This window comes from Pseudomonas sp. WP18, assembly GCF_036689585.1.
GTDB lineage: Bacteria > Pseudomonadota > Gammaproteobacteria > Pseudomonadales > Pseudomonadaceae > Aquipseudomonas > Aquipseudomonas chlororaphis_E.
In genome coordinates, this window is record NZ_CP144758.1 from 5,060,560 (window position 1) to 5,072,939 (window position 12,380).

Below are 12,380 nucleotides of genomic sequence, written 5' to 3' on the forward strand. Positions count from 1 at the left end.
TACAGAAAACCGTGGAGCAGACTTCTAGGATGGACTCGCGTCAATAACGACGTACTGAAAAGGAATTCACCATGAACATCATCACATTGACCCTGCAATTGCCCGATGGCTATCAACTCCCGGAAGCCGGCCGCGCCGAAATCAGTGTGCGAAATGCAGCCGGTGAGCAGATCAGCGCCAGCGGTGGCCAGGGTTCCAACGTGGCATCGCAGGTGCCAGCGGCCAGGCAACCTTGGCAATATCGCTTCCTGCTCGATCCCAAGGTAACGCCTGTGGGAGAAGCGCTCTCGGTCAAGGTCCAAATGTACCTGGGCGAGACCGCTCTGTTCCTCGATGCCGAACAGACATTCACCTGGGATGGCAGCAACCAGCACGTTGACATCCCCCTGAACCTGACGCCAGGATCGCTGGCTGAAACGGTCCAGGCACCCGCGTTCGGTTCCTGAACCGTGACGCTACAAGGGCTTGCCTGGACGCCACTTCGCTGAATGTTCGTCGGCGCCCGCCGTGTCGCGGGCGTCGACGCACCAGGTGCTCCCGATGAAAAAACTCGTTTTGCTTGCCTCCATGGCTTTACTGGCCGCGTGCCAAGCCACAACCCCACCCACTCCATCCGCCGCGTCCCTGGATGGCGAAGTCTTCTACTTGCAACGTATCGCCCTGCCCCCCAGCGCCACCTTGAGCGTGAGCCTGCAGGACGTCTCCCTGGCCGATGCCCCGGCGGTGGTGCTCGATGAACACAGCGGGCCGGTCAAAGGCCAGGTCCCGCTGCCGTTCCACCTCAGTTATGATCCAGCCCAGGTCAAGCCCGGTCATCGTTATGCCGTGAGCGCCCGCATCGAAGTAGACGGCCAGTTGCTGTTCATCACCACCCAACAGCACGCCGTACACCTGGATGGCAAAGACCCGCAGCCGTTGAAGATCCGCGTCAACCCTGCGCGCTGATTCCGTTTTCCACTTTTTCAAGGATGCCGTCATGCTCCGTTTCCCTCTCCGTTTCACCGGCCTTTGCGCGGGCCTGCTGATCTGCGCCAATGCCATGGCCCTGTCCTTGGGCGACCTGTCGCAAAAGGATGCCACCGGCGGTCTCAAGGACGCCCTGACCCAAGGCGCGCAGGTGGCGGTCCAGCAACTGGGCAAGCCCGGCGGTTTCAACAACAACCCCGAGGTGAAGATCGAGTTGCCGGGCAAGCTCGGCAAGGTCGCCGGCAAGATGAAGGCCTTCGGCATGGGTGACCAGGTCGATCAGCTGGAAACCAGCATGAACCAGGCCGCCGAAGCCGCCGTGGTCCAGGCCCAGCCGATCCTGGTCAATGCCGTGAAGAACATGAGCGTGAACGACGCCAAGGGCATCCTGAGCGGCGGTAACGACTCGGCCACGCAGTACCTGAACAAGAGCAGCCGCGAGCAGATCCGCGCCAAGTTCCTGCCAATCGTCAAGCAAGCCACCGACAAGGTCGGCCTGGCCCAGAAATACAACGCCTTCGCCGGCCAGGCCGCGACGCTCGGCGTACTGGATGCGAAAAGCGCCAACATCGAGAACTACGTGACCGAGCAGGCGCTGGACGGGTTGTTCGAGATGATCGCCAAGCAGGAAGCCACCATTCGCCAGAACCCGGCCGCCGCCGCGACCAGCCTGGCGAAGAAGGTGTTCGGCGCGCTTTAAGACTTAGCGCAAAACCCTGTGGCGAGGGGATTTATCCCCGTTGGGCTGCACAGCAGCCCCTAAACCAGAAAACTCGGTGTGTCAGAAAGATTGAGTTCACTGCTTTAGGGCCGCTTCGCAGCCCAACGGGGATAAATCCCCTCGCCACAGGGCCAGTGTGCACCTGTTGATCAGGCTTTCTTGACCCTGAACCACGCCGCATACAACGCCGGCAGGAACAACAGCGTCAACGCCGTCGCCACGATCAACCCGCCCATGATCGCCACGGCCATCGGGCCGAAGAACAGGCTGCGCGACAGCGGGATCATCGCCAGCACCGCCGCCAGCGCGGTCAGCACAATCGGGCGGAAGCGGCGCACGGTGGCTTCGATGATTGCCTGCCAGGGTGCGAGCCCGGCCTTGATGTCCTGCTCGATCTGGTCCACCAGGATCACCGAGTTACGCATGATCATCCCCGACAGCGCGATGGTCCCCAGCATCGCCACGAAGCCGAACGGCTGACGGAACACCAGCAGGAACAGCGTGACGCCGATCAACCCCAGGGGCGCCGTCAGGAACACCATCGCCGTGCGCGAGAAACTGCGCAGTTGCAGCATCAGCAACGTCAGCACCACCACGATGAACAGCGGCACGCCGGCATTCACCGATTTCTGGCCACGGGCCGAATCCTCCACCGTCCCGCCCACTTCCAGCAGGTAACCGTCCGGCAGTTCCGCGCGGATCGGCTCCAGGGTCGGGAAAATCTGCTGCACCAGGGTGGCCGGCTGCTCCTTGCCGTAGATGTCTGCCCGCACGGTCACGCTCGGCAGGCGATTGCGGTGCCAGATCACACCTTCTTCGAAGCCGTATTCCAGGGTGGCGATCTGCGACAACGCCACACTCTGACCGCTGTCGGTCGGCACGGCCAGGCTTGGCAGCAGCGACAGTTCGGTGCGCTCGTGCACCGTGCCCCGTAGCAGGATCTCGATCAGCTCGTTGTCTTCGCGGTACTGGCTGACACTCGACCCGGTCAGGGAACTGCGCAGGGCGCTGGACAGGTTCGCCGTGCTGACGCCCAGGGCCCGGGCGCGGTCCTGGTCGATATTGAGGTAGACCACCTTGCTCGGTTCTTCCCAATCCAGATGCACGTTGGCCACGTAGGGATTTTCCCGAACCTTGGCCGCCACTTTCCGCGCCAAGGCCCGGACTTCCTCGATGTGCTCACCCGTCACGCGAAACTGCACCGGGTAGCCCACCGGCGGCCCGTTTTCCAGGCGGGTCACCCGCGAACGCAGGGTCGGGAACTGTTCGTTCAGGGTGCTGATCAGCCAACTGCGCAGCGGTTCGCGGTCTTCGATGGTCTTGGCCAGCACCACGAACTGAGCAAAGCTGGACGCGGGCAGTTGCTGATCCAGCGGCAGGTAGAAACGCGGCGATCCGGTACCGACGTAGGCCACATAGTTGTCGATGCCGGCGTGGTCCTTGAGCAGCGCTTCAAGGCGCTTGACCTGCTCGGCGGTGTTGCTCAGGGAGGCGCCTTCCTCCAGTTTGAGGTCGACCATCAGCTCCAACCGCCCGGAGGCTGGGAAGAACTGCTGAGGCACAAAACGGAACAACACCACCGAGCCGATAAACAGCAGCACGGTCAGCGCGATGACGGTTTTGCGCCGACGCACGCACCAGCCCACCAGCCGCCGCACGCGTTGATAGAACGGCGTGCCGTAAGGGTCGAATTCACCGTCGGCGGTGCCGTGTTTGGCGGCATGAATTTTCGCCAGGTCTGGTAGGAGTCTTTCCCCCAGATACGGCACGAACACCACCGCGGCCACCCAGGACGCCAGCAATGCCAAGGTCACCACCTGGAAGATCGAGCGGGTGTATTCACCCGTGCCCGACTGCGCCGTGGCGATCGGCAGGAAGCCCGCCGCCGTGATCAGCGTACCGGTGAGCATGGGGAAGGCGGTGCTGGTCCAGGCATAACTGGCGGCCTTGATGCGGTCGAAGCCCTGCTCCATCTTGATCGCCATCATCTCCACCGCAATGATCGCGTCGTCCACCAGCAGCCCCAATGCCAGCACCAGCGCGCCAAGGGAGATCTTGTGCAGGCCGATTCCCAGGTAATACATCGCGGCGAAGGTCATCGCCAGCACCAGCGGGATCGCCAGCGCCACGACCATCCCGGTGCGCAGTCCCAGGGAGAAGAAACTCACCAGCAACACGATCGCCAGGGCCTCCACCAGCACCTGGACGAACTCGCCGACGCCCGTCTTCACCGCCGCCGGCTGGTCCGACACCTTACGCAGTTGCATGCCGGCCGGCAGGTTGTTCTGGATCCGGGCGAACTCGGCTTCCAGCGCCTTGCCCAGGACCAGGATGTCGCCACCGTCCTTCATCGCCACGGCCAGGCCGATGGCATCTTCGCCCATGAAGCGCATGCGCGGCGCCGGTGGGTCGTTGAAGCCACGACGCACGTCCGCCAGGTCGCTGATGCGAAAGGTTCGGTCGGCCACCCGGATCGGAAAGTTGCGGATCTCTTCGACCGTCTGGAAATTGCCCGACACCCGCAACTGCAAGCGCTCGCTGCCGGTCTCGAAGAAGCCTGCGGTCGATACCGCGTTCTGCTCCTCAAGGGCCTGCTGCACCGCCGCCAAGGGCAGGCCGAGGGTCGCCAGCTTGACGTTCGACAGCTCGATCCAGATTTTCTCGTCCTGCAAGCCGAGCAGCTCGACCTTGCCCACGTCCTTGACCCGTTGCAACTGGATCTGGATGCGATCGGCGTAGTCCTTGAGCACGGCGTAGTCGAAACCGTCACCGGTCAACGCGTAAATGTTGCCGAAGGTGGTGCCGAATTCGTCGTTGAAGAACGGTCCCTGGATGCCCGGCGGCAAGGTATGGCGAATGTCGCTGACTTTCTTGCGGATCTGGTACCACAGCTCGGGGATCTGCGCCGAATGCAGGGAGTCGCGCGCCATGAAGGTGACCTGGGACTCGCCCGGCCGGGAGAACGAGACGATACGCTCGTAATCGCCGGTCTCCATCAGCTTCTTCTCGATGCGTTCGGTGACCTGGCGCGAAACCTCCTCGGCCGTCGCGCCCGGCCAGAGGGTGCGAATCACCATGGCCTTGAACGTGAACGGCGGGTCTTCGCTCTGGCCCAGCTTGGTGTAGGAAAGCGCACCGACGATGGCCAGCAGGAGCATCAGGAACAGTACGATCTGGCGATTACGCAGCGCCCATTCGGAAAGATTGAAACCCATCGGGGATTACTCCTTGGCCGCCAGGTTGACCACGCGGTTGGAGCGATCCACCGGCCGCACCTGCTGGCCGTCGAGGAGCACATGGACGCCGGCCGCCACCACCCAGTCATCCGGGCTCAGGCCTTCCAGCACCGGGACGGCTTTCTCGCCGAACGCGCCGACCCGCACCGGGACCTTTTTCAGGGTGTTGTTGGCGTTGACCACCCAGACGTAGGTCGCGCCGTTCTCGGCCGTCAGGGCCGACAAAGGCACCGCCAGCGACACCTTGTCGGCCGTCTGGATGAACACCCGGGCACTTTGGCCCAACTCGGCCGGAACGCTGCCGGCGGTGAACGCCACGCGAGCGGCGAAGGTACGGGACCTGGGGTCGGCGGCCGGCGACAATTCGCGAATGCGGCCACTGAAACGCTGGTCAGGCTGGCTCCACAACTCGACCGAAACCGGCTGGCCGACCTTGAAGCGACCAAAACCCTGTTCCGGCAAGCTGATCAGCACTTCACGCTCACCGTCGGTGGCCAGGGTGAAGACCGTCTGTCCGGCCGAAACCACTTGCCCGACTTCCACCGCACGCCTGGCAACGACGCCGTCCTGGGGTGCCCGTAACACCGAATAGCTGGCCTGGTTGTTGGCCACGTCGAACTCAGCCTTGATCTGCTTGAGCCGCGCGGCGCCGGAGCGATAGAGGTTTTCGGCATTGTCGTACTGGGAGCGGCTGACCATCTGCCGCTCCATCAGCGTCTTGTAGCGGTCACGCTCGGCACGCACCAGGTTCAGGTTCGCCTCGGCGGCGGCCACCTGGGCCCGGGTCGCTTCCAGTTGCAGACGTACGTCCTCGGGGTCGAGCTCGGCCAGGGGCTGGTTGGCCTTGACCCGCTGCCCCTCTTCGACCAGCCGTCGGCTCACCTTGCCGCCAATGCGAAAGGCCAGGTCGGGCTCGAAACGCGCTCGCACCTCACCAGGATAGCTTTCCATGGCCTGGGCCGAAGGCTCTGGCTTGACCACCATGGCCGGGCGCACGGCGACGGGCGCCGGCTCGTCATGACCACACGCAGACAATAAAAAAGCCAGGCAGACTGGCATGGCGAGGGGCAAGGCAGAGCGGAACATGGCGGCTGACCTTTCGCGAATGGTGCTTGGAATAATTATACTGGCCAGTATGTTATTAATAGCAAACTCACCAGTCCAGTATTAAAGCGGAAAAATGTCGAACAATCTTGCATCTCCCAGCGGCCCCGGCCGTCCCAAGGACCTGGCCAAGCGCCAGGCCATTCTCGACGCCGCGAAACGCCTGTTCGTGAACATGGGCTACGCCAATACCAGCATGGACACCGTGGCCACCGAGGCCGGGGTTTCCAAGCTGACGGTCTACAGCCACTTCAACGACAAGGAAACGCTGTTCTCCGCCGCGGTGATCGCCAAGTGCGAAGAGCAAGTGCCGCCGCTGTTCTTCGAATGGCCCGAAGGCGTGGCGATCGAGGAAGTATTGCTGAACATAGCCCGCGGCTTTCACCAACTGGTCAGCAGTGAGGAATCGGTGAACCTGCACCGAGTGATCATGGCGCTGGGCAGCCAGGACCCGAAGCTCTCGACGATTTTCTTCGAGGCCGGTCCGCAGCGGATGTTGTCAGGGATGGAACGTCTGTTGAGCAAGGTCAACCAGAGCGGCGCCTTGAGCATCGATAAACCGCGCAACGCGGCGGAACACTTCTTTTGCCTGATCAAGGGCGCGGCGAATTTCCGGCTGCTGTATGGCTGCGGCGCGCCGTTGGAGCCAGAAGCCGCCGAGGCCCATGTGCGGGAGGTGGTGGGGTTGTTTGTGCGGGCTTATCGGCCTTAGATCATCCGGCAGAGCTTCGCTGGCGGGGCGGGCCTCTTCGCGGGCAAGCCCGCTCCCACAATGGATCGTGGGTGTGCTCGAAATCCACATCCGCCGCTGGCCCCTGTGGGAGCGGGCTTGCCCGCGAAGACGTCGCAATATTCAGCATCTGCTCCCACTGACCCATCGCCATCGCGAGCAAGCTCGCTCCCACAATGGATCGTGGGTGTACTCGAAATCCACATCCGCCGCTGGCCACTGTGGGAGCGGGCTTGCCCGCGAAGGGGCCGGTACATTCAGCATCTGCTCCCACTGACCCATCGCCATCGCGAGCAAGCTCGCTCCCACAATGGATCGTGGGTGTACTCGAAATCCACATCCGCCGCTGGCCACTGTGGGAGCGGGCTTGCCCGCGAAGACGTCGGAACATTCAGCATCTGCACCCACTGACCCACCGCCATCGCGAGCAAGCCCGCGATGGGCCCGACGCGGTTTCAGGCCTTGAGCGCTTTCTTGGGGTAGATATCGTACCGACTGGACTTGCCATCGAGCCCATGGCTCGGCTTCGGCCCCTCGATGCACGGCGCCTTGCGCGGGCGCTTGACCACCACCCGGTGGGTTGCCAGGGCCAAGGCCGCGGCCAGCAGCGCCGGCGCGTCCGGATCGTCGCCGACCAAGGGCCGGAACAGACGCATTTCCTTCTTCACCAGGGCGGTTTTTTCCCGATGAGGGAACATCGGGTCCAGGTAGATCACCTGGGGCGGCTCGCCTTCCCAGTTGCGCATCACCTCGATGGAGTTGCCCTTGAGCAGGCGCATCCGCGCGACGATCGGCGCCACGTCGAAATCCTCCGCCCCACGGGCCAGGCCATCCTCAAGCAAGGCGCCGATCAGCGGCTGGCGCTCGATCAGGCTCATTTCACAACCCAGGCTCGCCAGCACGAACGCATCCTTGCCCAACCCGGCCGTGGCATCCAGCACCCTTGGACGCACGCCCTGGGCAATACCGACCGCCTTGGCGATCATCTGGCCGCTGCCGCCGCCGTACAACCGGCGATGGGCCGCACCACCCTCGACGAAGTCGACACGCACCGGGCCCGGCGCGTCCGGGCCCAGTTGCTGCAATTGCAGCCCTTGCTCGCCGACCTGCAAGGCGAACTCGCCGTCGTCCACCTGCCGGGGCAGGTCGAGGCGCTCGGCCCATGCTTGCGCTTGCGACTCGAAGGCCGGGGCCAAGGCCTCGACGTGGATGCGGCAGGCCGCGGGTTGCTCAATCATGAAAACACGCTCAAAAAATTAAGGATCGGCAAAAACCGCCGATAACAACAGTGAACGGCATTTTGCCAGAGCTGAGCGTCGACCGAGAAAAATGTCAGACATTCAATCCACATCGATAGGCGTGATCTCCCCGTACGGGGATTACCGCCTGCGCAACACCCAAGCACTGAGCGGCGTCAGTCACCTGTGGCAGGATTTCTTTGCCCAGGCCCTGGCCGATCAACTGGGTGATGCCGCGCCGGCGCCGGGCAGCTACCAGCCCGTCGCCCTCGATGAGGCCGTTGAACCGACCCTCGGCGCCGAACTGCTGGACCACATCGTCAGCCAGCGCACCTGTGACGTGAAAGACACCCCGATCGCACCGCCGGAGCCGCTGTTCCTGCCGATCGCCGAATTCGAGCTAGACCTGCTGGACAAGCCCTTCCCGCCGTTCCCGGAAGACGAAATCGTCGCCCAGCAAAAGCAGCAGGATTTCGAGAGCCACTGGGTTCGCCCGCTCGTCCTTACCGCCGGCCAACCGCTGCCAGAACCGGGCCCGGCACCGCAACCACGGCCCTTGCACCTGCCGATTGCCGAGTTGGAACTCGACTTGCTGGACAAGCCGTTCCCGCCGTTCCCGGAAGACGAAATCGTGGCCCAGCAGAAAGCACTGGACTTCGACACGCGCTGGGCTCGCCCTATCGTGCTGCAGAACCTGCGCATCGCCGCCTGATCAGCGACAGATCCACCAGGGGCCCACATCCAGATGGAAATGGTTGCGGTGCGCCGCGTTGTAGTCCGGGCTCAGGACCACACTGAACATGTCGCAGGCACCGTCGCGCACCTGTCGCAGGAACTGCGCATCGGCGTTGTTCCGGGGCCAGTCCTTGAGCACGCTGACCGCGCGGCCATCGGCCAGGCGAAACCCGGCAATGTCCAGGGCGCTGGCCGTGGCATGCTGGCTGCGTGCGCCACTTTCACGGCCGTACATGTTCCGGCAGGCGAAACTGCCGAGGTGGTCGACCCGCGTTACCTTCTGTCCATAGACCGCCGCCGACGCCGGCTGCAACGCATGACGCTCGAACAGCGCGAAAGCCACCGCCAACGGGCAACTGGCGAGGAAACTGCTGCTCAACCCAACCTCGCCGCCCTGCACCCGCAACACATTGGTCAGCGGGCAATCGGCATTGCCAGGGCTGTCCGCCTGCCGAGCGACCCGCAGCCCCGACGTGGCGAGGGCCTGGTCGCACAGTTGCGGGTCGTTGCGCAGGGCCATGAGCTTGTAGCGGGTCAGCAGGTTCGGCGCCAGGTTGACGTCCAGCGGCGCCCAGGGATTCCACTGGGGAGGCAGCGACAGCCAACCGCGCCACACCCCCACCCCGGCCACACCGGCGATCAATCCCAGCCACAGGAAACCTTTCAGGACCCGCACGACATTGCCTCGGCCATCAACCCTTGAACAATTCGTTGGCCTGCTTGAACGGCATCGAGCGCCGAGTGAAGGTGAACGTGCCCTGCTGCTGGATTTCCTCGGCGGCGCGGAAGAACTCGCCATACGCGGCCAGGGCCAGGGCCGAACCGACGCTGATGCGCTTGACGCCCATCTCGCTCAACTGCGCGACAGTCAGGTCCAGCGCCCCGGACATCAACACATTCACGGGTTTCGGCGCCACGGCCCGGACCACCGCGAGCACTTGCTCGGCCGTATTGAGTCCAGGGGCGTAGAGCACATCGGCACCGGCGTCGGAGAACGCCCTCAGGCGCTGAATCGTGTCATCCAGGTCAGGATTGCCATGCAGGAAGTTTTCCGCCCTGGCCGTGAGCAGGAAGGGATACGGCAGGCTGGTCACCGCTTCGGCGGCCGCCTTGACCCGTGCCACGGCCTGTTCGAAACAATAGATCGGGCTGTCTTCACGCCCCGTGGCATCTTCGATCGATCCCCCCACCGCCCCGGCCTCCGCGGCCCGAAGCAGGTTTTGAGCGCAGGCTTGGGGATCATCGGCAAACCCATTCTCCAGGTCGACCGCCACCGGCAAGTCGGTGGCGGCGACGATGGCCCGCACGTTGGCCAAGGTGGCTTCCAGCCCCAGGCCTCCGTCCGGCCGCGCCAGGGAAAACGCGTGACCGGCACTGGTGGTCGCCAAGGCTTCAAAGCCGAGGGTGGCGAGCATCTTGGCGGAACCGGCATCCCACGGGTTGGGAATGACGAAAGCCCCTTCGCGTGCGTGCAAGGCCTTGAACGCCTGGGCTCGACGGGTTTGCGCATCCATGTAGTTCGCTCCTGAGCAGAAAGGGGTAGGCCTCAGAGCAAACCCAGTTGCTCGGCGGCGGGCTCTCTGTATAGCTCAGGCAGGGCCGGCAAGCCAGGCAATCGACGCATCAATCGCTGGTGAAAGTGCTGCGCGAGTTTGGCCGCCAGCAGGTTATCGGCGGTGTGCAGGAAGACATACGGCGTGCGCCCCTCTTCGATCCAGCCGGCGACTTTCTCCACCCAAGGCGTCAGGAACGGTTCGTTGGCTTCCAGTACCGGATGACCGATGAAGCGCACTTGTGGGCATTGGGTAAAGGCTGTTGGCCGAGGCGGCACCCGAGGCTTTTTCGATTGCGCGTGGAGCACCGAAGGTTCGGTGGAGGTGCAACTGAACAGGGCCCGCGGATCGAGGCAGATGCGCTCGACACCACGGTCGAGCAGCAGGCGATTGAGCTGTCGCTCGGCGTCACCCTTGGCAAAGAACTCATCGTGGCGCACTTCCACGGCCAGTGGCCGCTCGAAGGCGTCGATGAACGCCGCCAGTTCGCCGAGCCGATGCGGGGTGAAGGCCTTGGACAACTGCAACCAGAACGGCGAAACCCGCTCACCCAAGGGGCTGAGCAACTGCACGAAGGTTTCGGTGGCTGCTAACTGCTCACGCAAATCACCATTGTGGCTGATGTCACCGGGCAACTTGGCGGTAAAACGAAAGTGTTCGGGCATGGCATCGGCCCAACGCTGCACGATGGCGGCAGACGGGCTGGCGTAGAACGTCGTATTGCCTTCCACGGCATTGAACACTTGGCAGTAGAGGCTGAGGAAATCGGCGCTTTTGGCGTCTTGCGGATAGAGGTAATCACGCCAGGCGTTTTCGCTCCAGGAGGGGCAGCCCAGGTAGTAAGGCAAGCCCATCAGATGTAGAGGTCGAGGCCCAGCACTTCCATATCCCAATCGACGAAACCGGCGGTGCTCAGGTAGCTGGCCAGGGCCGTGGCGACGCTGCGCTTCATGGCGCGGTGATACAGCATGTCTTGCTGGCGGGCGGGAAGGTTGCTCAGGCGCTGCGCGGCGGATTTGGCGGCGCGGGCAGCCAGTTGTTCTTCGGACGGGGAGTCCAGTTCGCCATCGATATCATCGAGCGACTCAGGCTCGACAGCCTTGCCTGCACGCGGCTTGCGCTTGATGGGATAGGACTGTGAGGAAACGCCGTCTATACGCATGACAGAATGCTCGGTATCAATGATGGCAATTTAGCGGCACTTTCGTAGCCGCGCAAATGCGCAAGTGATAACTAGAACACATAAAGCCAAAAAGGTTTAAAAACCGCGGAAAAAAGTGACGACTGGCAATAAAGGGTGTGACTTTTGAGTAGGGAAATGACTTTCGAGCTCTACGCCTGTGGCGAGGGAGAGGATCTAGCGCTCTGCCTTCGGTACCGCCACCTTGTCGCGCAAATACACCGGTTGGGCATCATCCGCCGGGACGGCTTCGCCCCGGGCCCAAGCGAAGCGTGCCAGGGTCAGCAGGTCTTCGGCGTGAGGCAACATGGCCGCGTCCTGGCCGCAGAGCTTGACGGCGATCCGCTCGCCGTAGCCCCAACCGGTCCCGGCTCCGAACCACTCGCCAGCGGCTTCGCCTGGTAAAGCCGCGACCTGCGGCGGCAACACGGCTTCTGCACCCACCAGGCGCATCTCGCCGTCGGTTTCGCGGTAGCAGCCCCAGTACACTTCGTCCATGCGGGCGTCGATGGCGGCAGCAACCTGCCGTGCACCGTGCTCGCGCAACGCACGCTGGGCCAGCACCGCCAGATTGGACACCGGCAACACCGGACGCTCCAGCGCGAACGCCAGCCCCTGGACCACGCCGATGGCGATGCGCACGCCGGTGAACGCCCCGGGCCCACGCCCGAAGGCAATGGCGTCCACCGCTTGCAAGGTGGTCCCGGCGTCGCTGAGCAACTGCTGGATCATCGGCAACAGCTTCTGGGCATGCAGGCGCGGAATCACCTCGTAATGGCTCGTGACCTTGCCGTCGTGCAGCAAGGCAACGGAGCAAGCTTCAGTCGCGGTGTCCAGGGCCAGCAAGGTGCTCATCGATGTGTCCGAATCAGGTGGGGGAAAAAGGGCGCCAGTATAAACAACTACGGCCCGCAAGC

Annotated in this window: 13 protein-coding genes; 5 read left to right on the forward strand and 8 right to left on the reverse strand. The window is 63.5% G+C overall.

Features of this window, described 5'->3' with window-relative positions; translation table 11 throughout:
- The first annotated feature begins 71 nt into the window (after positions 1-71).
- The 3 genes from V5F23_RS22445 (at position 72) to V5F23_RS22455 (ending at position 1,666) form a co-directional block, all read left to right on the forward strand.
- Positions 72-446, forward strand: coding sequence for a hypothetical protein (locus tag V5F23_RS22445; protein WP_042731558.1), 375 nt, complete (start codon positions 72-74; stop codon positions 444-446).
- 94 nt (positions 447-540) lie between these two features.
- Entirely contained in the window at positions 541-945 is a 405-nt protein-coding gene (locus tag V5F23_RS22450) for a YbaY family lipoprotein (protein ID WP_042731559.1), read from the forward strand.
- Positions 946-976: 31 nt separating this feature from the next.
- Entirely contained in the window at positions 977-1,666 is a 690-nt protein-coding gene (locus V5F23_RS22455) for a DUF4197 domain-containing protein (protein WP_042731560.1), read from the forward strand.
- A gap of 170 nt (positions 1,667-1,836) precedes the next feature.
- On the opposite strand, the gene V5F23_RS22460 is transcribed toward V5F23_RS22455, so the two are convergent.
- Together V5F23_RS22460 and V5F23_RS22465 are read right to left on the reverse strand one after the other, a co-directional pair.
- Positions 1,837-4,902, reverse strand: coding sequence for an efflux RND transporter permease subunit (locus V5F23_RS22460; protein WP_042732283.1), 3,066 nt, complete (start codon positions 4,900-4,902; stop codon positions 1,837-1,839).
- A gap of 6 nt (positions 4,903-4,908) precedes the next feature.
- Positions 4,909-6,009 (reverse strand): efflux RND transporter periplasmic adaptor subunit, encoded by a 1,101-nt coding sequence (locus tag V5F23_RS22465; RefSeq protein ID WP_042732284.1) that lies wholly within the window; start codon positions 6,007-6,009, stop codon positions 4,909-4,911.
- Between the two features lie 94 nt (positions 6,010-6,103).
- On the opposite strand from V5F23_RS22465, the gene V5F23_RS22470 reads away from it, so the two are divergent.
- Positions 6,104-6,739, forward strand: coding sequence for a TetR/AcrR family transcriptional regulator (locus tag V5F23_RS22470; protein WP_042732285.1), 636 nt, complete (start codon positions 6,104-6,106; stop codon positions 6,737-6,739).
- A gap of 473 nt (positions 6,740-7,212) precedes the next feature.
- On the opposite strand, the gene V5F23_RS22475 is transcribed toward V5F23_RS22470, so the two are convergent.
- A complete protein-coding gene (locus V5F23_RS22475; RefSeq protein WP_185057709.1) occupies positions 7,213-7,992 on the reverse strand; it encodes a class I SAM-dependent methyltransferase in 780 nt (259 codons plus the stop codon).
- A gap of 94 nt (positions 7,993-8,086) precedes the next feature.
- On the opposite strand from V5F23_RS22475, the gene V5F23_RS22480 reads away from it, so the two are divergent.
- Positions 8,087-8,707, forward strand: coding sequence for a hypothetical protein (locus V5F23_RS22480; RefSeq protein WP_053147845.1), 621 nt, complete (start codon positions 8,087-8,089; stop codon positions 8,705-8,707).
- Here V5F23_RS22480 and V5F23_RS22485 read toward each other — a convergent pair whose 3' ends face one another.
- The 5 genes from V5F23_RS22485 to tsaB all read right to left on the reverse strand — a co-directional run bounded on the left by V5F23_RS22485 (position 8,708) and on the right by tsaB (position 12,318).
- On the reverse strand, positions 8,708-9,406 hold the full coding sequence (locus V5F23_RS22485) for an extensin family protein (protein WP_042731026.1): 699 nt from the start codon (positions 9,404-9,406) through the stop codon (positions 8,708-8,710).
- A gap of 16 nt (positions 9,407-9,422) precedes the next feature.
- A complete protein-coding gene (locus V5F23_RS22490) occupies positions 9,423-10,244 on the reverse strand; it encodes an isocitrate lyase/phosphoenolpyruvate mutase family protein (RefSeq protein ID WP_042731027.1) in 822 nt (273 codons plus the stop codon).
- 32 nt (positions 10,245-10,276) lie between these two features.
- Entirely contained in the window at positions 10,277-11,137 is an 861-nt protein-coding gene (locus V5F23_RS22495; RefSeq protein WP_042731028.1) for a DUF72 domain-containing protein, read from the reverse strand.
- Positions 11,137-11,445: a hypothetical protein gene (locus V5F23_RS22500; RefSeq protein WP_042731029.1), complete on the reverse strand. Its 309-nt coding sequence runs from the start codon at positions 11,443-11,445 to the stop codon at positions 11,137-11,139. The genes V5F23_RS22495 and V5F23_RS22500 overlap by 1 nt, the downstream gene beginning before the upstream one ends.
- A 195-nt stretch (positions 11,446-11,640) precedes the next feature.
- Positions 11,641-12,318 carry a tRNA (adenosine(37)-N6)-threonylcarbamoyltransferase complex dimerization subunit type 1 TsaB gene (gene tsaB / locus V5F23_RS22505; protein WP_042731030.1) on the reverse strand — a complete coding sequence of 226 codons (678 nt, stop codon included), beginning with the start codon at positions 12,316-12,318 and terminating at the stop codon, positions 11,641-11,643.
- Positions 12,319-12,380 lie beyond the last annotated feature (62 nt).